This window comes from Streptomyces sp. NPDC018964, assembly GCF_044390325.1.
Taxonomy (GTDB): Bacteria; Actinomycetota; Actinomycetes; order Streptomycetales; family Streptomycetaceae; genus Streptomyces.
This window is the reverse complement of the sequence record NZ_JBIRYZ010000033.1, coordinates 18,244-38,370: the sequence shown is the minus strand read 5'-3', so window position 1 is coordinate 38,370 and position 20,127 is coordinate 18,244. Positions and strand designations below refer to the sequence as shown.

At 70.7% G+C, this 20,127-nt stretch carries 20 protein-coding genes; 10 read left to right on the top strand and 10 right to left on the bottom strand.

The genetic code is table 11. The features are described from left to right. Window positions 1–24 precede the first annotated feature (24 nt). The 4 genes from ACH5AO_RS34335 to ACH5AO_RS34320 all read left to right on the top strand — a co-directional run bounded on the left by ACH5AO_RS34335 (window position 25) and on the right by ACH5AO_RS34320 (window position 1,827). Window positions 25–201: a hypothetical protein gene (locus ACH5AO_RS34335; protein WP_398931629.1), complete on the top strand. Its 177-nt coding sequence runs from the start codon at window positions 25–27 to the stop codon at window positions 199–201. Between the two features lie 146 nt (window positions 202–347). Next, window positions 348–749 carry a BlaI/MecI/CopY family transcriptional regulator gene (locus ACH5AO_RS34330; protein WP_398931627.1) on the top strand — a complete coding sequence of 134 codons (402 nt, stop codon included), beginning with the start codon at window positions 348–350 and terminating at the stop codon, window positions 747–749. Between the two features lie 9 nt (window positions 750–758). After that, on the top strand, window positions 759–1,292 hold the full coding sequence (locus ACH5AO_RS34325; RefSeq protein ID WP_398931625.1) for an amino-acid N-acetyltransferase: 534 nt from the start codon (window positions 759–761) through the stop codon (window positions 1,290–1,292). Between the two features lie 199 nt (window positions 1,293–1,491). After that, on the top strand, window positions 1,492–1,827 hold the full coding sequence (locus ACH5AO_RS34320) for an Lsr2 family protein (RefSeq protein ID WP_004928054.1): 336 nt from the start codon (window positions 1,492–1,494) through the stop codon (window positions 1,825–1,827). Here ACH5AO_RS34320 and ACH5AO_RS34315 read toward each other — a convergent pair. Next, window positions 1,806–2,540, bottom strand: a complete 735-nt coding sequence (locus tag ACH5AO_RS34315) for an SCO3374 family protein (RefSeq protein ID WP_398931623.1) — start codon at window positions 2,538–2,540, stop codon at window positions 1,806–1,808. The two genes, ACH5AO_RS34320 and ACH5AO_RS34315, sit on opposite strands and share 22 nt — an antisense overlap. Before the next feature lie 431 nt (window positions 2,541–2,971). Between ACH5AO_RS34315 and ACH5AO_RS34310 the strand changes: the two genes are divergently transcribed. After that, window positions 2,972–5,497: an ATP-dependent Clp protease ATP-binding subunit gene (locus tag ACH5AO_RS34310; protein ID WP_361741896.1), complete on the top strand. Its 2,526-nt coding sequence runs from the start codon at window positions 2,972–2,974 to the stop codon at window positions 5,495–5,497. A 98-nt stretch (window positions 5,498–5,595) separates the two neighbouring features. On the opposite strand, the gene ACH5AO_RS34305 is transcribed toward ACH5AO_RS34310, so the two are convergent. Then, window positions 5,596–6,234: an HAD family acid phosphatase gene (locus ACH5AO_RS34305; RefSeq protein WP_398931621.1), complete on the bottom strand. Its 639-nt coding sequence runs from the start codon at window positions 6,232–6,234 to the stop codon at window positions 5,596–5,598. Window positions 6,235–6,675: 441 nt separating this feature from the next. Between ACH5AO_RS34305 and ACH5AO_RS34300 the strand changes: the two genes are divergently transcribed. Further along, entirely contained in the window at window positions 6,676–7,374 is a 699-nt protein-coding gene (locus ACH5AO_RS34300; protein ID WP_398931619.1) for a M23 family metallopeptidase, read from the top strand. A gap of 19 nt (window positions 7,375–7,393) precedes the next feature. Here ACH5AO_RS34300 and ACH5AO_RS34295 read toward each other — a convergent pair whose 3' ends face one another. Further along, on the bottom strand, window positions 7,394–7,990 hold the full coding sequence (locus tag ACH5AO_RS34295; protein ID WP_398931617.1) for a TetR/AcrR family transcriptional regulator: 597 nt from the start codon (window positions 7,988–7,990) through the stop codon (window positions 7,394–7,396). 137 nt (window positions 7,991–8,127) lie between these two features. On the opposite strand from ACH5AO_RS34295, the gene ACH5AO_RS34290 reads away from it, so the two are divergent. From ACH5AO_RS34290 to ACH5AO_RS34280, 3 genes are all read left to right on the top strand, one after another. Next, window positions 8,128–9,714, top strand: coding sequence for an MDR family MFS transporter (locus ACH5AO_RS34290; protein ID WP_398931616.1), 1,587 nt, complete (start codon window positions 8,128–8,130; stop codon window positions 9,712–9,714). A 109-nt stretch (window positions 9,715–9,823) separates the two neighbouring features. Continuing rightward, window positions 9,824–10,261 carry a helix-turn-helix transcriptional regulator gene (locus tag ACH5AO_RS34285; protein WP_398931614.1) on the top strand — a complete coding sequence of 146 codons (438 nt, stop codon included), beginning with the start codon at window positions 9,824–9,826 and terminating at the stop codon, window positions 10,259–10,261. A 60-nt stretch (window positions 10,262–10,321) separates the two neighbouring features. Beyond that, window positions 10,322–10,765, top strand: a complete 444-nt coding sequence (locus ACH5AO_RS34280; protein ID WP_366812873.1) for a VOC family protein — start codon at window positions 10,322–10,324, stop codon at window positions 10,763–10,765. Between the two features lie 10 nt (window positions 10,766–10,775). Here ACH5AO_RS34280 and cseC read toward each other — a convergent pair whose 3' ends face one another. The 5 genes from cseC to ACH5AO_RS34255 all read right to left on the bottom strand — a co-directional run bounded on the left by cseC (window position 10,776) and on the right by ACH5AO_RS34255 (window position 15,440). Beyond that, window positions 10,776–12,122 carry a two-component system sensor histidine kinase CseC gene (gene cseC, locus ACH5AO_RS34275; protein ID WP_398931612.1) on the bottom strand — a complete coding sequence of 449 codons (1,347 nt, stop codon included), beginning with the start codon at window positions 12,120–12,122 and terminating at the stop codon, window positions 10,776–10,778. 9 nt (window positions 12,123–12,131) lie between these two features. Further along, window positions 12,132–12,830 carry a two-component system response regulator CseB gene (gene cseB, locus ACH5AO_RS34270; protein WP_398931610.1) on the bottom strand — a complete coding sequence of 233 codons (699 nt, stop codon included), beginning with the start codon at window positions 12,828–12,830 and terminating at the stop codon, window positions 12,132–12,134. A 142-nt stretch (window positions 12,831–12,972) separates the two neighbouring features. Next, on the bottom strand, window positions 12,973–13,626 hold the full coding sequence (locus ACH5AO_RS34265) for a hypothetical protein (protein ID WP_398931608.1): 654 nt from the start codon (window positions 13,624–13,626) through the stop codon (window positions 12,973–12,975). Beyond that, a complete protein-coding gene (locus tag ACH5AO_RS34260; protein ID WP_398931606.1) occupies window positions 13,614–14,165 on the bottom strand; it encodes a SigE family RNA polymerase sigma factor in 552 nt (183 codons plus the stop codon). Before ACH5AO_RS34260 ends, ACH5AO_RS34265 begins: the two co-directional genes overlap by 13 nt. A 339-nt stretch (window positions 14,166–14,504) precedes the next feature. Then, window positions 14,505–15,440, bottom strand: a complete 936-nt coding sequence (locus tag ACH5AO_RS34255; RefSeq protein ID WP_398931604.1) for an A/G-specific adenine glycosylase — start codon at window positions 15,438–15,440, stop codon at window positions 14,505–14,507. Between the two features lie 992 nt (window positions 15,441–16,432). Here ACH5AO_RS34255 and ACH5AO_RS34250 point away from each other — a divergent pair. Next, window positions 16,433–17,314 (top strand): hypothetical protein, encoded by an 882-nt coding sequence (locus tag ACH5AO_RS34250; RefSeq protein WP_398931602.1) that lies wholly within the window; start codon window positions 16,433–16,435, stop codon window positions 17,312–17,314. Window positions 17,315–17,441: 127 nt separating this feature from the next. Here the strand turns inward: ACH5AO_RS34250 and disA are convergent, their stop codons facing one another. Both disA and radA read right to left on the bottom strand, forming a co-directional pair. Then, complete coding sequence (gene disA / locus ACH5AO_RS34245; RefSeq protein WP_398931600.1) at window positions 17,442–18,566, bottom strand: DNA integrity scanning diadenylate cyclase DisA; 1,125 nt, start codon at window positions 18,564–18,566, stop codon at window positions 17,442–17,444. A gap of 81 nt (window positions 18,567–18,647) precedes the next feature. Continuing rightward, window positions 18,648–20,057, bottom strand: coding sequence for a DNA repair protein RadA (gene radA / locus ACH5AO_RS34240; protein ID WP_398931598.1), 1,410 nt, complete (start codon window positions 20,055–20,057; stop codon window positions 18,648–18,650). Between the last annotated feature and the right edge of the window lie 70 nt (window positions 20,058–20,127).

Here is a 20,127-nt window from a genome sequence, read left to right as displayed (position 1 = left end):
CCCCCGCTGTCCTACCCTGGATCCATGGACTACGTCTCCGCGCTCCTCCCCCCGGCCGTCATGGCCGTCTTCTTCATCGGCGTGATCCGGGTGATCGTGAAGACCCAGGGCGGCGCCAACAAGACCAAGGAGGACGCCGCGGTCGACGCGGCCCTCGCGCGGACACAGGGCCCCCGGCCGACCCCCGAGAACGAAGCCTGACCCCAGCCACCCCCTCCCGGCCCCCGGCCTCCCGGCGTACGACCCAAGGTCGTACGCCCTTTTTGTGCACGTTTTCTGATGATCACGCCCCTCCGGCACGCCATTGTCGTGATCCGCCACTATTGTTCTGAGTTGTGCCTCGCCCATTGGGAGAACTCGAAGACGCGGTCATGACGCGGGTGTGGAAGTGGAACCGCCCGGTGACCGTTCGGGAAGTCCTGGAAGATCTTCAGAAGGAGCGGTCCATCGCGTACACCACGGTGATGACCGTTTTGGACAATCTCCATCAGAAGGGCTGGGTGCGCCGAGAAGCGGAAGGCAGGGCCTATCGATATGAGGCGGTCTCCACTCGCGCCGCCTACGCCGCCGCGCTGATGAACGAAGCGTGGTCGCAGAGTGACAACGCCGCCGCCGCTCTCGTCGCGTTCTTCGGCATGATGAGCGAGGAACAGCGTCGGGCTCTCACCGACGCGGTCCGCATCGTCCAGCTCCCGGAAACCCCCGCCGACGAGAACCCCGGCTCCACAGAGGGCCGGAGCGGACGATAGCGTCCGCACATGTCCGCAGACAGCCCTGAAGCCCCCGCAAAAGCCATCACGGTCCGGCGGGCCCGCACCAGCGATGTCCCCGCCGTACGCCGGCTCCTTGACGCCTACGTCCGCGGGCGCATCCTGCTCGACAAAGCAACGGTGACGCTTTACGAGGACATCCAGGAGTTCTGGGTGGCGGAACGGGACGACAACGCGGAGGTGGTCGGCTGCGGCGCCCTGCACGTGATGTGGGAAGACCTCGCGGAAGTCCGCACTCTCGCCGTGAAGCCGGGCCTGAAGGGCGCGGGCGTCGGGCACCGGTTGCTGGAGAAGTTGCTGGAGACCGCCCGCTGGCTCGGCGTTCGCCGCGTATTCTGCCTGACCTTCGAAGTGGACTTCTTCGGCAAGCACGGCTTCGTGGAGATCGGTGAGACACCCGTCGACACCGATGTGTACGCGGAGTTGCTGCGCTCCTATGACGAGGGTGTCGCGGAGTTCCTCGGCCTCGAACGCGTGAAACCGAACACCTTGGGCAACAGTCGGATGCTTCTGCATCTGTGATCTGTGGGCGGTGCCCTATGTCCGAAACGCGCATGTTTCCGTGCCGGATGCGGGCGGCGGGTCTCCCCCAGGGGTTTGTGTTTTTACGGCAAAAGCGGTTTGCTTTCCGGAGTACTGCAGTACCGCATATAACAAGGGGCGGCGATACGGCGGACGCCGGCACACCCCGGCCCTCAAGTTATCGATGAAAGGAAATCCGGTGGCACAGAAGGTTCAGGTCCTTCTTGTCGACGACCTCGACGGCGGCGAGGCGGACGAGACCGTGACGTTCGCGTTGGACGGCAAGACGTACGAGATCGATCTCACCACCGCCAACGCGGACAAGCTCCGCGGCCTTCTCGACCCTTACGTGAAGGGCGGTCGTCGTACGGGAGGCCGTGCTTCGGGCGGTCGCGGAAAGGCGCGTGCTTCTTCCGGCGGCAGCCAGGACACTGCGGCCATCCGCGCGTGGGCGAAGGAGAACGGTTACGAGGTCAACGACCGCGGCCGCGTTCCCGCGTCCATCCGCGAGGCCTACGAGAAGGCCAACGGCTGACCGTCGGCCCGTACCGCGGCGACCGCATGCGCGCGCCGCAACCGGACTCGGTGGATCTGCGTCGCCACCGTGTCCACCAGCCGCACGAGATCCGGGGGGCCGTCACCGTCCCCCCGTGCACCACTCCTCGTGCCCATCGCCGACAGCGTCGGCAGCGAGGCCTCGGCCTCGTGTCCCGGCTCGGGGGGCCGCAGCCACACGGCGGCCCCCTGCGATCCACCACGGCCCAGGGGCAGCGGCCGGGCGGTGGGACCGTCCTCACCACCGGCACGGGCACCTGCACCTGCAGCATCGGCACCGGCACCAGTAACGGCACCCGCACCGGCGCCAGGGGGCCAGGGAGCGTCCATGAGCCCTCCCGCGCCGATCGCCACCAGGTCCAGCTCCAGCGCGCCCCAGTCCAGCCACTCCAGCAGCCCCGGCACCTCCTCCGCGCCGCCCGCCGCCACCAGCAGCCGCATCCGGCCGTCCCGCAGGGCCACCGGGAACCCCCGCCCGAGCCCTCCCGAGCGTTCCAGGTGCTCCAGCGCCGCGCGTCCCGCCTCCGCGGGCACGTCCAGGACGTCGAAGCGCACCCCCACCGCCAGCCGCACCGGCACCCCGGGCACCGTGGGCCACCCCAGCGCGTTCTCGTACCAGAGCCGCACCTCGTCGTCGCCCGGCGTGAGCGACCGGTCGGGGAACGGCACTGCGGGGGCGACGGACCGGACCATGCCCGGCGCAACGCTCCGGCACCCTTCGGGTTACGCTGGGTGTTCACGCGTGAGCGTGGAGTATCGAACAAGGGGGCGCGCGGGGGTGCGGGGAAGCGCAAGGTTGTTCGCCCGTAGCGGAGGGAACCCGTGCACGCGGCATGGACTGTCCGTAGCAGCGGGTAAGACATCCCTAGTGGGAGGGGGCGACACGCAGGGCGGGACGTCTTCCGTTCGCCATGGGCGTACTGGCGAAGGGGGTAACTGCCTGGCCTGCGGGAACATCGTCTCGCACCATCGGGTTGGAGCAGATGTCGGCGTGAGCGGGGTCAGGAGGCCATCGACGGTGTCGGCAGTTGGAATGAGCGGTCCCCGCTTGCGGGACTAAGCTGCGGAAGGACAGGGAGGGGAAGTTCCCCCCACTGCCTGACCGCTCTGAGGAGCGATTAACGATGTTCGAGAGGTTCACCGACCGCGCGCGGCGGGTTGTCGTCCTGGCTCAGGAAGAAGCCCGGATGCTCAACCACAACTACATCGGCACCGAGCACATCCTCCTGGGCCTGATCCACGAGGGTGAGGGTGTCGCCGCCAAGGCCCTTGAGAGCCTCGGGATTTCGCTCGAGGCGGTCCGCCAGCAGGTGGAGGAGATCATCGGGCAGGGCCAGCAGGCCCCGTCGGGTCACATCCCCTTCACCCCCCGTGCCAAGAAGGTCCTGGAGCTGTCGCTCCGCGAGGCCCTTCAGCTGGGCCACAACTACATCGGCACGGAGCACATCCTGCTCGGCCTGATCCGTGAGGGCGAGGGCGTCGCCGCCCAGGTCCTGGTCAAGCTGGGCGCCGACCTCAACCGGGTGCGGCAGCAGGTCATCCAGCTGCTCTCCGGTTACCAGGGCAAGGAGACCGCCACCGCCGGCGGTCCTGCCGAGGGCACCCCCTCCACGTCCCTGGTCCTCGACCAGTTCGGCCGGAACCTCACCCAGGCCGCTCGTGAGTCCAAGCTCGACCCGGTCATCGGGCGCGAGAAGGAGATCGAGCGGGTCATGCAGGTGCTGTCCCGCCGTACCAAGAACAACCCGGTGCTGATCGGTGAGCCCGGCGTCGGCAAGACCGCCGTCGTCGAGGGTCTCGCCCAGGCCATCGTCAAGGGCGAGGTGCCCGAGACCCTCAAGGACAAGCACCTCTACACCCTGGACCTCGGTGCCCTGGTCGCCGGCTCCCGCTACCGCGGTGACTTCGAGGAGCGCCTGAAGAAGGTGCTCAAGGAGATCCGCACCCGCGGCGACATCATCCTGTTCATCGACGAGCTGCACACGCTGGTCGGTGCGGGTGCCGCCGAGGGCGCCATCGACGCCGCGAGCATCCTCAAGCCGATGCTGGCCCGTGGTGAGCTGCAGACCATCGGCGCCACCACGCTGGACGAGTACCGCAAGCACCTGGAGAAGGACGCGGCCCTGGAGCGCCGCTTCCAGCCGATCCAGGTCGCGGAGCCGTCCCTGCCGCACACGATCGAGATCCTCAAGGGCCTGCGCGACCGTTACGAGGCGCACCACCGCGTCTCCATCACGGACGAGGCCCTGGTGCAGGCGGCGACGCTCGCCGACCGGTACATCTCGGACCGCTTCCTGCCGGACAAGGCGATTGACCTGATCGACGAGGCCGGCTCGAGGATGCGCATCCGCCGGATGACCGCGCCGCCGGACCTGCGCGAGTTCGACGAGAAGATCGCCGGCGTCCGCCGCGACAAGGAGTCCGCGATCGACTCGCAGGACTTCGAGAAGGCCGCCTCCCTGCGCGACAAGGAGAAGCAGCTCCTCGCCGCCAAGGCCAAGCGGGAGAAGGAGTGGAAGGCCGGCGACATGGACGTCGTCGCCGAGGTCGACGGCGAGCTGATCGCCGAGGTCCTCGCCACGGCCACGGGCATCCCGGTCTTCAAGCTGACCGAGGAGGAGTCGTCCCGCCTGCTGCGCATGGAGGACGAGCTCCACAAGCGGGTCATCGGCCAGAACGACGCCGTCAAGGCGCTGTCGAAGGCGATCCGCCGCACCCGTGCGGGTCTGAAGGACCCGAAGCGCCCCGGTGGCTCGTTCATCTTCGCCGGCCCGTCCGGTGTCGGTAAGACCGAGCTGTCCAAGGCGCTGGCGGAGTTCCTCTTCGGCGACGAGGACGCGCTGATCTCCCTCGACATGTCGGAGTTCAGCGAGAAGCACACGGTCTCCCGCCTCTTCGGTTCGCCCCCCGGCTACGTGGGCTACGAGGAGGGCGGCCAGTTGACGGAGAAGGTGCGCCGCAAGCCGTTCTCGGTCGTCCTCTTCGACGAGGTCGAGAAGGCCCACCCGGACATCTTCAACTCGCTGCTGCAGATCCTGGAGGACGGTCGCCTGACCGACTCCCAGGGCCGGGTCGTGGACTTCAAGAACACGGTCATCATCATGACGACCAACCTCGGCACCCGGGACATCTCCAAGGGCTTCAACCTGGGCTTCGCCGCCGCGGGCGACACGAAGACCAACTACGAGCGCATGAAGAACAAGGTCTCGGACGAGCTCAAGCAGCACTTCCGGCCCGAGTTCCTCAACCGCGTCGACGACGTGGTGGTCTTCCCGCAGCTCACGCAGAGCGACATCCTGCGGATCGTCGACCTGATGATCGGCAAGGTGGACGAGCGTCTGAAGGACCGGGACATGGGCATCGAGCTCTCCCAGTCCGCCAAGGAGCTGCTGTCCAAGAAGGGCTACGACCCCGTGCTGGGCGCCCGGCCGCTGCGCCGGACCATCCAGCGGGAGATCGAGGACAGCCTCTCGGAGAAGATCCTCTTCGGCGAGCTGCGTCCCGGTCACATCGTGGTCGTGGACACCGAGGGCGAGGGCGAGTCCCAGACCTTCACCTTCCGCGGTGAGGAGAAGTCGGCCCTGCCCGACGTCCCGCCGATCGAGCAGGCGGCCGGCGGAGCCGGCCCGAACCTGAGCAAGGACGCGTAGCCGCCGCGCTCGGCCCGAACGGAAGAAGGGGTCTGCCCCGGGACACACGTCCCGGGGCAGACCCCTTTTCCGCGACCGCGGCCGCGACCGCGGCCGGTTCAGGAGAGCTGACCGTCGTAGTCCGGCAGCTTGAACGTCTTCTCGGCGTGGCCGCCCGACAGGTCGGTCGCGCTGTTGCCGATGTTGGCGATGATCGTGTAGCCCTTGGCCTCGATGTCGACGCGCTGAGCGGTCTTGTAGTCGGCGACGTTCCTGAACAGGTCGAAGAACCCGCGGACGTACAGGCCGGCGGACTCGTAGCCGGCCTGGTCGAGGTTCCACTCGGTGGGCGCGTGGATGATGCCCGGGCGGGCGGTCACGAAGAACACGGCGACGCCGTGCTCCTGGGCGTACTCCGCGGCCTCCAGGACCGGCTCGTTGGCGGGCTGCGGGAAGCTGAACCCGAAGTCGGTCTCCAGCGCGGTGTTGTCGACGTCGAGGACGATCGCCTGCTTCTCGCCCGGCGCGGCGTCACCGATCCGCTGCTTCAGGTAGGGCAGGGCCTGGTCCATGACCGCCCGGCAGTCCCGCTGCCAGGTGTCGTGGTCGACGTCCGCCGCCGCGGTGGCGGACGCCACCGGGGAAACGGCCGGTGCGGCAGGGGTCGTGGCTTCGGCCGGTGCGGCCAGGGCCACCAGGGCGGCCGCGGAGACGGCGGTGACCGATGCGCGGATCGGCCAGGAGCGTCGGCTTCTCATCTCGTGGGGGTCCTCTCACGTCCGTGACGCTGCCAACGTGTCGTGTGCATGCTCGTCTGCGAGGGTGACGCGAGGTGAACCGTAGGGTTACCGAACGGTAGGCGCCTAGAGGCGTGCGCCACATTCCTGGAATGGCCGAACCCTGCCGCCGGTGACATGCCACACAGGCGCTTTGTCCGGTACTAGGCGGAATAGTGGCGAAACTGCTCGCGCAAAACAGACATTTACCCCATCTCTCTGATCAATCAGCTCTAAATAGGGGGTTTCGCCCGGCAGGTATGGTGCGTCAAGAGATGTACATCTCAGTGCGCATCTACGAGCTTTCGTCGTAAATCACGCCTTTGCGCCGTTATGTCCGGAGGGGCTACCAATGAATCACCACCGAGGCGCGGATCCGTCCGCCGGGTGGTTTTCCTCTGTCCCCCTCCTGATGAGGTGTGTATGTCCCAGCGCGTCACGTCCCGTTCCTCCCGCACCGCGTCCCTGATCCGCACCCGTGCGGCCGTGCTGGCCGCCGGACTGGGGGCCTCGGTCGTCATGGGAGCCGGGGTCGCGGCCGCCGTCGACACCACGGCTGCGTCCGGCGCCGCCGGCGCCGTCCAGGCGCAGGCCACCGCCCAGGCCCAGGCCGCGAAGGCCCAGGCCGCTCAGGCCGAGAAGGCCGCCCAGGCGAAGGCCGCCCAGGCCGCGAAGGCCGCCCGGGCCGCCGCCGAGAAGCAGGCGTCCTGGATCGACCCGGTCAAGAGCTACCGGCTGTCCGCGAGCTTCGCCCAGAACGGCGGCATGTGGGCGCACAAGCACAGCGGCCAGGACTACGCCGTCCCCACCGGCACCACCGTGATGGCCGCGCACGGCGGCACCGTCGTCAAGGCCGGTCCCAACGGCGCCGGCGACGGCCCCGCCTACGGCAACGCGATCGTCGTCAAGCACGGCAACGGCACGTACTCCCAGTACGCCCACCTGTCGCGGGTCGACGTGAAGATCGGCCAGATCGTCAAGACCGGCCAGAAGATCGCCCTGTCCGGCAACACCGGCAACTCCAGCGGACCCCACCTGCACTTCGAGATCCGCACCACCCCGAACTACGGCTCCGCCGTGGACCCGGTGAAGTTCCTGCACTCCAAGGGCGTGACCGTCTGACCCGCACGGGCGGACGGCGCTAGGCGCCCCCGGACCCCCGGTGGGCCTGGGTGATCAGATCGATGGCGACCTCGAGGACGGCCTTGCGCTTCTCCTCGGGGTCGCTTTCGACGTCCTGGAGGACGTGCATCCCCGCGTGCATGGTGAACAGGGCGCTGACGCAGCGCACCTGGTCGACCAGGTCGGCGTCCGGGTCCATGAGGATGTCGCGCAGCCCGAGCATGCGGGTCTTGAACATCTCGCCGATGCGCAGCTCGCGGACCGTCGCCTGGTTCTCCTGCATGAAGCGGAAGAGGGGGGCCGCGCCCGCCAGCGCCTCGCTGTACCGGCGGATGATCTCCTGCTTGGTCTCCAGCGAGTGCGGCTGTCCCCGCCCCCACTCGATCAGTTCCTCCATCGGCCGCGAGAGGTCCTCGAAGATGCCGACGAGGATCTCTTCCTTCGTCTTGAAGTGGTAGTACAGCGCGGCCTTGGTGACGTCCAGGCGCCCGGCGATCTCGCGCAGCGATGTCTTCTCGTAGCCCTGCTCGGCGAAGAGTTCGAGCGCCACGTCCTGGATGCGCTGGCGGGTGTTCCCGCGGCGCCGCTGTTTGGTGCCGTCCATGGTGCCGCCCATCCTCCTACTCGACCCCTCTTGACGAAAACTTACTTGACGCCCGGCTAGTTGCGCGACTACCTTCCCAGTGCAGTGAACTAGCCGGTCGGCAAGTAAGTAGCGGTGGTCACACGACCGTGGCCGGGGGAGAAGGAATCATGGCGGACACACCAGCGGCGGGGGCCGTGGAGACGGACGGCGGCAAACAGCCGAGGAGCGTGCGGGTGGTCCTGCTCGCGCTCATGATCGCGATGATGCTCGCGATGCTCGACAACATGATCATCGGCACCGCGATGCCGACGATCGTGGGCGAGCTGGGCGGACTGGAGCACCTGTCCTGGGTGGTCACCTCATACACCCTGGCCACCGCGGCCGCCACCCCGGTCTGGGGCAAGCTCGGCGACATGTACGGCCGCAAGGCCACCTTCATGACATCGATCGTGATCTTCCTGATCGGCTCCGCGCTCAGCGGCATGGCCCAGGACATGGGCCAGCTGATCGCCTTCCGCGCGGTGCAGGGCCTGGGCGCCGGCGGCCTGATGGTCGGCGTCATGGCGATCATCGGCGACCTCATCCCGCCCCGGGAGCGCGGCAAGTACCAGGGCATGATGGCCGCCGTGATGGCGCTGGCCATGATCGGCGGACCCCTGGTCGGCGGCACCATCACCGACAACTGGGGCTGGCGCTGGGCCTTCTACATCAACCTGCCGCTCGGCGCGATCGCGCTGGCCGCCGTCGGCGCCGTACTGCACCTGCCGAAGAAGCGGGCCAAGGCCGGCATCGACTACCTCGGGGTCGCGCTGCTGACCGTCGGCATCACCGCCGTCGTGCTCGTCACCACCTGGGGCGGCACGGAGTACGCGTGGACCTCCGCGCGGATCATGGAGCTGACCGGTCTGGGCGTCGCGTCCCTCGTGGGCTTCGTGTTCTGGCAGACCAGGGCCGCCGAGCCGGTGGTGCCGCTGCACATCTTCCGCAGCCGCAACTTCACGCTGATGTCCGTCATCGGCTTCATCACCGGCTTCGTGATGTTCGGCGCGACCCTCTTCCTGCCGCTCTACCAGCAGGCCGTACAGGGCGCCTCCGCCACCAACTCCGGCCTGCTGCTCCTGCCGATGCTCGGCGCGATGCTCATCACCTCGATGGTCGCGGGCCGGGTCACGACCAACACCGGCCGGTACAAGGTCTTCCCCGTCCTCGGCAGCGCCCTGATGATCGTCGGCCTGTACCTGCTGTCCACGATGGACACCGGGACCTCCCGCCTCACCTCCGGTGTCTTCATGGCCGTGGTCGGTCTCGGCATGGGCTGTCTGATGCAGATCACCATGCTGGTCGCGCAGAACAGCGTCGAGATGAAGGACATGGGCGTGGCGTCCTCGTCCACCACCCTGCTCCGCACCCTCGGCTCGTCCTTCGGCGTCGCGATCATGGGCGCGCTGTTCAACAACCGCGTCCAGGACGTCATGGCCGAGAAGGCCGGCGCGCTGGGCTCCAAGGTGACCGAGCAGTCCGCCCAGCTGGACCCCGCGCGCCTGGAGAAGCTGCCGGAGGCGGCCCGCGAGGCCTACCAGTACGCGGTGTCCTCGGGCATCCACTCGGCGTTCCTCCTGGGCGCCGTGGTCGCGGTGCTCTCGCTGGCGGCGGCGGTCTTCGTCAAGGAGGTCCCGCTGAAGGGCGCGGGCCCGAAGAAGGACGGCACCGACGACGGCGCACCGGCGGCGATGACGGTGAGCGAGCCCGTCTGACCCTCCTCCCGAGCGGCACGAAGCCCCCGGCGGCGCACCCGCGCTTCCGGGGGCCTTCCCGTGCGCCGGGCCGGACCCGTTGTCAGACCCCCGTGCCACCATCGGGCACATGGACAAGGTGCGGCAGCTGAGGCTGGCCAAGGACGCGATGGACCGGGACTGGGCCGACCCGGACCTCGACCTGGCCGCGGTCGCCGCGCACGCCGGATACTCGCGCTTCCACTTCATACGCGCCTTCCGGGAGAGCTACGGCGAGACGCCGGGCCAGTACCTCACGCACCGCCGCATCGAGCGCGCCGAGGACCTGCTGCGCACCGCGAACCTGTCGGTGACGGAGATCTGCCACCTGGTCGGCTTCAGCAGCCTGGGCACGTTCTCGGCGCGGTTCAAGACCCGCACCGGCCTCACCCCCAGCGAGTACCGCATCCGGCACGTGGGCCGCGGCGCCGCCCTGATCCCGGGCTGTTACGCGATGCACTGGCTCGGCGGACACCGCCCCGCTCCGGACAGGGCCGCGGGACGGCGCAATTCCGGAGAAGCGGGCTGACGACGGCGCCGCCTACGGTGACAGTGCACCGGAGGAACGGCAGCGAAACGGGAGTACGTCATGATCAAGGGGCTCGCCATCACCACCGTCTGGGTCCTCGACCAGGACCGGGCGAAGGAGTTCTACACCGAGAAGCTGGGCCTTGAGGTCCGCACCGACATGACCCTGGGCGAGGGCGGCATGCGCTGGCTCACCGTCGGCTCGCCGAAGCAGCCCGACGTCGAGCTGACCCTGATGGTCCCCGGCGCGGGCATGGACCCCGAGTCCGCCGAGATGATCAAGAAGCTGGTGGCCAAGGGAGCGCTCGGCCCCGGCGTGCTGACCACCGACGACATCCACGGGGACTACGCCGAACTCAAGGACCGCGGGGTCGAGTTCATCCAGGAACCGCAGGAGCGCCCGTACGGCACCGAGGCACTGTTCCGCGACGACTCGGGCAACTGGTTCTCCTTCACCCAGCCCCGCGAGGGCGGCCTCGACACGGACAAGGACTGGTCCTGCTGAACCGATCCCCCTACTGGGCCAGCATGGGATAGCTCCCGGTGTTCGTCGGCGCGTGCTCGGGCAGCCACAGCACGGCGACCGCGCCCTCGGCCGGCGCGTCGTCCGGCGCCCCCGCCGGCCGTACGTTGCGGAAGGTCAGCCGCGCGCCCAGCACCCGGGCCTGGCCCGCCGCGATGGTCAGGCCCAGCCCGTGGCCGCAGCCGGCCCGGTCGGCGCTGCCGGTGCGGAAGCGGCTCGGCCCCTCGGCGAGCAGGGTCTCGGGGAAGCCGGGCCCGTGGTCGCGGACCCGGACGACCCGGCCCTCGACGCTCACCTCGATGGGCGGCCTGCCGTGCCGGGCGGCGTTGGCGAGCAGGTTGAACAGCACCCGCTCCAGGCGCCGCGGGTCGGTGGTGACCTCCGACTCGTGCACCACCCGCACCGTGGCGTCCGGGTCCTTCGCCCTGACCCGCCGGGTGACGAACTCGCCCAGCAGGATGTCCTGCAGTTCGGCCCGCTCGGAGGCGCTGTCCAGCCGGGCCACCTCCAGGACGTCCTCGACGAGGGTGCGCATCGCCTTGGCCCGGTCCAGCACCAGCTCGGTCGGCCGGCCCGGCGGCAGCAGTTCGGCGGCGGTGAGCAGACCGGTCACGGGGGTGCGCAGCTCGTGCGCGATGTCGGCGGTGACCCGGCGCTCGGCCTCCAGCCGCTGCCGCAGCGCGTCCGCCATGGCGTCCACCGCGCTGGCCAGGTCGTCGGTCTCGTCGCGCACCACCCCGCCGATGGCCTCGCGCACCCGGACGTCCGTCTCGCCCTTGGCGACCCGGTTGGCGGCCGCGGCCGCCTTCCGCAGCCGCCGCGACAGATGCCCGCCGATGAACACCCCGAGCGCGCTGCCGCCCAGCACGACCGCGCTGGAGCCGATCACCAGGGCCTGGTCGAGGTCCTTGAGGATGTTCGAGCTGCGGTCCGTGAAACCGGAGTGCAGGGACATCACGTGCCCGTTCTTCAGAGGCACCGCCGCCCAGATGTCCGGCGCCCCGCCCGGCCGCGCGGCCACGTAGGTCGCCCGCCGGCCGGCCTCGGCCTTCTCCCGCAGCTCCTTCGGCAGCTCCGGGTCGTCGATCTTGGTGTTGGGGAAGTTCAGCCGCCCCGACAGCTCGTAGTTGCGCTGGGCGATCATGATGCGCTCGTCCGCCAGGTCGCGCGCGTTGTCCAGCATCGACACCCGGGCCGCGTTGTGCACGACCAGGCTCAGCGCGACCGCCACCAGCGCCCCGACCAGCGCGATGGCGGCGCTGAGCTTCCACCGCAGACCCGTGCCTATGCCCGCCCGGTCGACGCACGCCGCCACCAGGCGCCGGAAGTGCCTCCGCATCGTCTTCTCTCAGGCCTTCAGTTTGTAGCCGAAGCCGCGGACCGTCTCGATGCGGTCCTGGCCGATCTTCGTGCGCAGCCGCTGCACGTGGACGTCGACGACCCGGGTGTCACCGCCCCACCCGTACTCCCACACCCGTTCGAGCAGCCTGTCGCGGGAGAGCACGGTACCCGGCGCCGCGGAGAACTCCAGCAGCAGCCGCATCTCGGTCGGCGTCAGCGCCACCGGCTTCCCCGCCCGGCGCACCTCCATGCCCCCGGTGTCGACCTCCAGTTCGCCGAAGGCCAGCACGCCCCCGTCGCCCGGTCCCGCCGCGTCCTCCCGGCCGCCGTTCGCGCGCTCGAAGCGGCGCAGCACCGCGCGGATCCGGGCCACGAGCACGGCACTGTCGAACGGCTTGGTCACGTAGTCGTCGGCGCCCGCCTCCAGGCCCAGCACCACGTCGATGGCGTCGGCCCGCGCCGACAGCATGATCACCGGCACGGTCGACTCGTCCCGGATGCGCCGGCACAGACTGACCCCGTCGAGCCCGGGAACCATCACGTCGAGCAACGCGATGTCGGGGCGGTCCGTGCGGAACGCCTCCAGGCCCGACAGCCCGTCGGGCATCGCGGTGACCGCGAAGCCGTCCCGCTCCAGGGCGAGCTGGGTGGCCTCGCGGATGACGTCGTCGTCCTCGACGAACAGGACGTGGGTCTGGTCTGCCATCCCGGTGCTCTCAGTCCTCGTGTGATCTCGGATCGGTGCGCGCGTGCTTGTCTCGTCCACCCCGGGGACGCGGGGGCCGCGCCGCGGGTTCACCCGTTCATCGGTGCGGGCGGCCCCGCCGGTTCACGCCGTGGGCCATGTCTCAGCCGGCGGGCACCGGTGACGGTTCCGTACCGGAGACCTGTCCGTAGTCGTTGTGGGTGCGGTACTCCTCGGCGAACCGGCCCGGACCCCAGCGGTACGTGATCACGTTCTCCCCGGACGGGCTCGACACCGGGTCGCCCCGGTCGTACACCTGCTTGGTCACCACCAGGTCCCCGCGGTCGATCTCCGCGTACACCGGGGGCTCCTCGGCCGAGAACACGTTCACGTACGAGCCGCCCTGCTCGCGGTACACGTACGAGCCGACGCCCACCGCGTCCCCGCAGGTCAGCACGTTGACGACGACGTCGTCGACGGCGCCTCGGGTGAGGTTTCCGTAGCTCACGTCGACGGGGTACTCGTCGGCGACGCACGGCTTCAGCGTCCGCTTGACCTCCGCCGAGACCGCCGGATCGGCCTTGACCAGCCGGACCGCGTCCACCCGGTCGGGGGTCCGCGAGGGCTGCGCCGAGGCCGTGGCGGGGGCGCTCGCCACGGCCTCCGCGTGCGCCGGGCCCTCGTCCCGCGCGCCGGTGCCGCCCGTGCCGCAACCGGCGGCGAACAGACCGGCGGCGGCGAGCACGGCCGTCGCCGTACCCGCCGCCCGGGCGGTGCTCCGGGCCCCCGTGGGCCCCGCGCAGGTCAGGCCGCGCAACGCTCCCGCTCCTCACGCTCCAGCGCGCGTGCGTCCAGATCGCGTGCTTCCAGCTCCTCGCGGAGCCGGGCGAGCGCCCGGTGCAACGTGCTCTTGACCGTTCCGGCCGACATGCCGAGGGCGGCGGCCGTCTCCTCCGTGGACATCTGCTCCCAGTGTCGCAGCACCACGACACTGCGCTGCTTCGGGGCGAGGACCTTCATGACGTCCATCAGCAGGGCGCGGTCGGCGTGCTGCTCGGTGGAGTCGTCCACGCAGGCGTCCGGGAGCTGCTCGGTGGGCACCTCCTCCAGCTTGCGGGCCCGCCACCACTCCGTCCGCGTGTTGATCATGACTCGGCGCAGGTAGGCGTCGGCCAGCCGCTTGTCCTCGATGGTCTCCCAGCGGCCGTACGTCCGGACCAGCGCGGTCTGCAGCAGGTCCTGCGCGTCGACGGGGTCCGGGACCAGGCGGCGGGCGCTGCGCAGCAGCGCGTCCTGCCGGGTGCGGACGTACTCCTCGAACGCGAGCACCTCGCCCCGCACCGTGTCCTGCGTCATGGTGAACCGCCTCCCGCTCCCCGTACCGGCCCGCCCGCGCGGGCCGGTTGTCCTGCCGTGTTCCGTAGTCGCGTGCCCTTGTCGAGCACGTGATCGAAGGTACGGAGGCGTTGTCACGGCGCTGTCCGAAGCAGCCTGCGGGAAGCCCTCGGCTGTCCGTCGGTTGTGTAACGGAAGGAGGAACGGGGTAAAGCGGGCCCCCGATTGGGGGCGTTACGGCCCGATATGGCCGGCCGTACCGATGAGGTGTGTGTGGACCGGCTGTACCCGACGTCGGATGTATGTGTGAACCGGCCGTACCCGACCTCGGACGTGTGCGTGGACCGGCCGTACGGGACGTCAGGTCATCGGCAGCCGGTACAGACCGCCCGGCAGCGGCTCCACCAGACCGTCGGCGACCAGACCGTCCAGCGCGCGGGCCCGCTGTACCGGCTCGTGCCACACCCGGTCCAGCGCGGCCTGCGGCACCGGACCGTGCGCCTCCCGCAGCACGGCCAGCAGCCGCCCGCGGACCTGGCGGTCCGTGCCCGCGTACGTCTGGCCCCGGCGTGGCGGGCCGTCGTGGGCGGGCTTGCCCGCCAGCCGCCAGGCGCACTGCGCGGCGATCGGGCAGCGCTGGCACGACTCGTTCTTCGCCGTGCACACCAGCGCGCCCAGCTCCATGGAGGCGGCGGCCCACCGCGCGGCGGTCGCGGCGTCCTCCGGCAGCAGCGCGCGGGCCAGCCGGCGCTCGGCGGCGGTGGTGGCGTTCGGCGGGTACTGCGTACCGGTGACCGCGCGGGCGAACACCCGGCGCACGTTGGTGTCCAGCACCGCGTGCCGCTGCCCGTACGCGAACGACGCCACCGCCGCGGCCGTGTACTCCCCGATGCCGGGCAGCGCCAGCAGCTGGGCGTGGTCGGCCGGTACGTCGCCGCCGTGCCGTTCCGTTATGGCGACGGCGGCACCGTGCAGCCGGAGCGCGCGGCGCGGGTAGCCGAGCCGGCCCCAGGCGCGGACCGCCTCACCGGGCGCCTCCGCGGCGAGGTCGGCGGGGCGCGGCCAGCGGGCCAGCCACTGCTCGTAGACGGGCAGGACCCGGTTCACCGGGGTCTGCTGCAGCATGAACTCGCTGACCATCACCCCCCACGCGCCGGCCTCCGGGCGCCGCCACGGCAGGTCCCGGGCGTGCTCGTCGAACCAGTCGATGACGGGGGAGTGCAGCGGCTCACCGGGAGCACGCTCGGACGCGGAATCGGCGGCGGTGCCGTACGGGGGCTTCGTGGGAGCAGTCATGGCCCTTCGATCCTCCCACGCCGGTACCCGCCGGTGGTGGGAGCGCCACGGCCATGGCCTCCCGCAGGGTGACGGCACACCTGACGATCGGCAGCGGTGCCACGCTCCCGTCCGCTCGTGGCGCCGGGAGCGTGGAACGTGCCCGTCCCGCCGCGTCCGGCCGGGGCCGCCCGCTCCGGGCGGTCCTCTCCCCACCGGCGGTCACCCCCGGACCGACGGCCACGGCCTCCCCGCCTCCGGCACGGCGGGGAGACCCGGCCGAAGCTGTCGCGGTACGGCCCGCCGCTGACCGGCGATGGGGCGGACGGTTTCGCGAGGGGGGCCAGCGGGAGGCGAAGCGGTGGCGGGTGAGGACCTGCACCGGGATCGCCCGGCAGCGGAGGAGGGAGGGGATCGGCCGGCGCCTTCGCCGCACGCGTCCACGCCGCCCGTGCCCTCGACGACGCCGACGGCTTCCCGCCGAAGTCCGGCGACCGTACGAACTCACCGCGCGGGCAAGGGCGGTGGCGGACGGTGCCGACCGGCTCGGCACGCCCGGTCGTACGACGGTGAAGGCGACGACCGGACGAGCGCGCCGGACCGGCGCGAGCGCCGAGGGGCCCGCGACCGTGGCGTGGTCGCCCGGGAACGACCGGTCACCGTACGACGGACACTCCTTGGCCGCACCGGACTTGAACACCTCACCGCGGCATGCGTACGCCACAGTCGTGGCCAGAGGTGCAAGGGCCGCGATCGCGAACGCCCGGCTGTCCGCTCGCCGCGTCCCCACCGGCCGGCCGCGAACAGCACGACGAACACCAGCAGTCCACGAAGTCCATGGTCACGCACGGTAGGCGAGGTGTCGATACGGTCACACCCCGCGATCGTCGTGTGCCGTACCTGACGAAGGACAGGGCGCGCAGGACTCTCACCGGAATGATGATCCGGAAAAGTTGGGCCCGGAGCGGCGGGTGGGACAAGTTAACGCGCCGATCTCTCGTACAGTTTGCGCCGTGGGATCTCTGCGCAATCCGGTCGGGCCGCTTCCCTCCACCATCTACTGGCGGCGGAGGGCCGTACTGCTGTCCGTGCTGGCCCTGTTGGGGTTGTTGATCACCTGGGTGGTGGTCTCCGGCGGCGGGGGCGGCGGCCGTGACAACGGGGCCAACGGCAAGAATCCCGCGCCCTCCATCACTCCGGGACCGTCGGGTTCGGGGCCGGCGATCAGTCAGGCGCCGGGCGGGCGCGACGAGTCGGGGAGCGGGAGTTCCGGCGGGTCGGGCGATTCCGGTGGTACCGGCGGCTCCGGTGGTTCCGGTGGCTCGTCGTCCGGGTCCGGTGGCGACGGGGCCAACGGCGATCCCGCGGACTCCGGTGGCGCCGGGGGATCGGGCGGTGGTGCCGGGGGCAGCGCGGGCGGTGGCCTTGAGGGCGGTACGTCGGCGGGGGTCGGCGCGGGTGACGCGCTGCCGGCCGGATCGGGGTCCTCACTGCCCAACTGCACCGCGAACGCCGTGAAGTTCACTCTGCGCAGTTCCCGCAACACCTATGAGCCGGGGCAGACGCCCACGTTCCTGCTCACCGCGCGGAACATCTCCGGTGGCGACTGCAAGGTCGATCTCGGGCCGGACAACGCGGTGTTGACGATCACCCCGGCAAGCGGCGACGACGCGTACTGGGCGTCGGACGACTGCCCGAAGGGTGCGCGGAGCCTGGTGTTCCGGGTGCCGGCGGAGGACAGCATCACCTACACCGTGAAGTGGGACCGCAAGGCGAGCGCGCCGGAGTGCGCGACGCCCGAGGCCGGGGCGGCCGGCGCGGGGACCTACCTGGTGGAGGCGAAGGCACCGGGCTTCGAGAAGGTGCGCACGTCGTTCGTGCTGAAGGCGGACTAGCCGGCCGGGGCCGGTGCCGGGCGGGAGTGTCGCGCGGCCCGGCGCTTGCGGGGTGCCTCCCCCAGTGCCTTCAAGCCAGGCCTTCAAGGCACTGGGGGAGGCACGATGGCCCGCAGTCGCGACGACCCTAGACGTACCGCTCGAGGATCGAGCTCTCCGCCAGCCGCGACAGTCCCTCGCGCACGCTCCGCGCCCGCGCCTCGCCGACCCCGTCCACCGTCTGCAGGTCGTCGACGCTCGCGGCGAGCAGCTTCTGCAGCCCCCCGAAGTGCTCCACCAGCCGGTCGATGATCGCGCCCGGCAGCCGCGGCACCTTCGCCAGCAGCCGGAAGCCGCGCGGGGACACCGCGGAGTCCAGGGTCTCGGGCGAGCCGGTGTACCCCAGCGCGCGGGCCACCGTCGGCAGCTCCAGCAACTCCGCGTGCGTGAGCACGTTCAGCTCGTGCAGCGCCTCGTCGACCGTGCGGGAGCGCTTGGCGGTGGGCTCGGGCACGTAGTCCCGTACGACCAGTTCGCGCTCCGGCTCCACGCCCGCGATCAACTCGTCGAGCTGAAGGGCGAGGAGACGGCCGTCGGTGCCCAGTTCGACCACGTATTCGGCGATTTCGGTGGCGATGCGGCGCACCATCTCCAGTCGCTGCGCGACCGCCGAGACGTCCCGGACGGTCACCAGGTCCTCGATCTCCAGCGCCGACAGCGTGCCCGCGACCTCGTCGAGACGGAGCTTGTAGCGCTCCAGGGTGGCCAGCGCCTGGTTGGCGCGGGACAGGATCGCCGCCGAGTCCTCCAGGACCCGCCGGTGGCCGTCGACGTACAGCGCGATCAGGCGCATCGACTGGGAGACGGAGACGACCGGGAAACCGACCTGCTTGGAGACGCGGTCGGCGGTGCGGTGCCGGGTGCCGGTCTCCTCGGTGGGGATGGTCGGGTCCGGCACCAGCTGGACGCCCGCCCGCAGGATCTTGGACAGGTCGGACGACAGCACGATGCCGCCGTCCAGCTTGCACAGCTCGCGCAGCCGGGTCGCGGTGAACTCGACGTCCAGCACGAAGCCGCCGCTGCACAGTGCCTCGACGGTCTTGTCGGAACCGAGCACGATGAGACCGCCGGTGTTGCCGCGGAGCACGCGCTCCAGGCCGTCACGCAGGGCGGTGCCGGGTGCCACGGCGCTCAGCGAGGCGCGCATCAGGCCATCGGAACCGGCACTCCCACCGGACTTTCCGGGAGTCGCCGCCCGGTCGTTGGCTGCCACTGCACTCCTCCGGTCGCAGGTTCTGGGGCGCCTTCGCTCCGCACACTCGGTTCGTACGGACGGGCGAGACCTGGGCAAAGTCTACCGGCGGTCCTCCGTCTCCCGTGGGGCCTCTCGGCGACGGGAGCGCGGAAGGACCCGCAGCGCGTCCCCTATGTCCGCCACTTCCAGCACCTTCATGCCCGGCGGGACCTTGCCGGGATCGCCCGGTACCAGGGCGTGCGTGAAGCCCAGGCGGTGCGCCTCGGCGAGCCTGCGCTGGACACCCGTGACCCGTCTCACCTCACCGGCGAGGCCGACCTCGCCGATCGCGACCAGGTTCTTCGGCAGCGGGGTGTCGCTCGCCGCCGACGCCAGCGCGAGCGCGACGGCCAGGTCCGCGGCCGGTTCCGAGAGCTTCACCCCGCCCACCGTCGCGGAGTAGATGTCCCGTTTGCCCAAAGCGCTGATCCGGCCGCGCTGTTCCAGCACCGCCAGCATCATCGACACGCGTGAGGTCTCCAGGCCGGACGTGGTGCGCCGGGGCGAGGGGATCTGCGAGTCGACCGTGAGCGCCTGCACCTCGGCGACCAGGGGGCGGCGGCCCTCCAGGGTGACGGTCAGGCAGGTGCCCGGGACCGGTTCGTCACGACGGGTCAGGAAGAGTCCGCTGGGGTCCGCCAGGCCCGTGATGCCCTCGTCGTGCAGCTCGAAGCAGCCCACCTCGTCCGTGGTGCCGTAGCGGTTCTTGACGCCGCGCACCAGACGCAGGCGCGCGTGCCGGTCGCCCTCGAAGTGCAGGACGACGTCCACCAGGTGTTCCAGCAGGCGCGGCCCGGCGATCGCGCCGTCCTTGGTGACGTGGCCCACGAGGAGCGTGGACATCCCGCGCTCCTTGGAGGCCCGGATCAGCGCGCCGGCCACCTCGCGGACCTGCGCCATGCCGCCCGGGGCGCCGTCGATCTCCGGGGACGCCACCGTCTGCACCGAGTCCATGATCAGCAGGGACGGCTTCACCGCGTCCAGGTGGCCGAGCACGGCGGACAGATCCGTCTCGGCGGCGAGGTACAAGTGGTCGTCGATGGCGTGGATGCGGTCGGCGCGCAGCCGGACCTGGCTCGCCGACTCCTCCCCGGTGACGTACAGCGTGCGGTGCTCCTCGCTCGCCGACTTGGCCGCCACGTCCAGCAGCAGCGTGGACTTGCCCACGCCCGGCTCACCCGCGACCAGCACCACCGCGCCGGGCACCAGGCCGCCGCCGAGCACCCGGTCCAGCTCGGGCACGCCGGTGGAGCGGGCGGTGGCCTGACGGCCGTCGACCTGGCCGATGGGCAGGGCGGAGGTGGTGACCCGCCCGGGCGCCGTCGTACGGACCGCGGGCGCGCCGTACTCCTCGATCGTCCCCCAGGCCTGGCACTCGGGGCAGCGACCGAGCCACTTGGCCGTCTGCCAGCCGCACTCGGTGCAGCGGTAGGACGGTCGGTCCTTGGTGGTCTTGGTACGGGCAGCCATGTGGAAACGGTAACGGCACCCACTGACAACGGGACGTCCGCGCCCTCGCACGCCGCACGGGGCCGGGCGT

What these genes read in the sequence shown, in the direction of transcription:
- ACH5AO_RS34255 (WP_398931604.1), bottom strand. Translation starts at nt 15,440, where the DNA reads ATGACTGCTCCCACGAAGCCCCCGTACGGCACCGCCGCCGATTCCGCG.
- ACH5AO_RS34285 (WP_398931614.1), top strand. Translation starts at nt 9,824, where the DNA reads ATGGACAAGGTGCGGCAGCTGAGGCTGGCCAAGGACGCGATGGACCGG.
- ACH5AO_RS34280 (WP_366812873.1), top strand. Translation starts at nt 10,322, where the DNA reads ATGATCAAGGGGCTCGCCATCACCACCGTCTGGGTCCTCGACCAGGAC.
- ACH5AO_RS34295 (WP_398931617.1), bottom strand. Translation starts at nt 7,990, where the DNA reads ATGGGCGGCACCATGGACGGCACCAAACAGCGGCGCCGCGGGAACACC.
- ACH5AO_RS34290 (WP_398931616.1), top strand. Translation starts at nt 8,128, where the DNA reads ATGGCGGACACACCAGCGGCGGGGGCCGTGGAGACGGACGGCGGCAAA.
- radA (WP_398931598.1), bottom strand. Translation starts at nt 20,057, where the DNA reads ATGGCTGCCCGTACCAAGACCACCAAGGACCGACCGTCCTACCGCTGC.
- ACH5AO_RS34310 (WP_361741896.1), top strand. Translation starts at nt 2,972, where the DNA reads ATGTTCGAGAGGTTCACCGACCGCGCGCGGCGGGTTGTCGTCCTGGCT.
- ACH5AO_RS34315 (WP_398931623.1), bottom strand. Translation starts at nt 2,540, where the DNA reads ATGGTCCGGTCCGTCGCCCCCGCAGTGCCGTTCCCCGACCGGTCGCTC.
- ACH5AO_RS34325 (WP_398931625.1), top strand. Translation starts at nt 759, where the DNA reads ATGTCCGCAGACAGCCCTGAAGCCCCCGCAAAAGCCATCACGGTCCGG.
- cseC (WP_398931612.1), bottom strand. Translation starts at nt 12,122, where the DNA reads ATGCGGAGGCACTTCCGGCGCCTGGTGGCGGCGTGCGTCGACCGGGCG.
- ACH5AO_RS34305 (WP_398931621.1), bottom strand. Translation starts at nt 6,234, where the DNA reads ATGAGAAGCCGACGCTCCTGGCCGATCCGCGCATCGGTCACCGCCGTC.
- ACH5AO_RS34335 (WP_398931629.1), top strand. Translation starts at nt 25, where the DNA reads ATGGACTACGTCTCCGCGCTCCTCCCCCCGGCCGTCATGGCCGTCTTC.
- ACH5AO_RS34300 (WP_398931619.1), top strand. Translation starts at nt 6,676, where the DNA reads ATGTCCCAGCGCGTCACGTCCCGTTCCTCCCGCACCGCGTCCCTGATC.
- cseB (WP_398931610.1), bottom strand. Translation starts at nt 12,830, where the DNA reads ATGGCAGACCAGACCCACGTCCTGTTCGTCGAGGACGACGACGTCATC.
- ACH5AO_RS34260 (WP_398931606.1), bottom strand. Translation starts at nt 14,165, where the DNA reads ATGACGCAGGACACGGTGCGGGGCGAGGTGCTCGCGTTCGAGGAGTAC.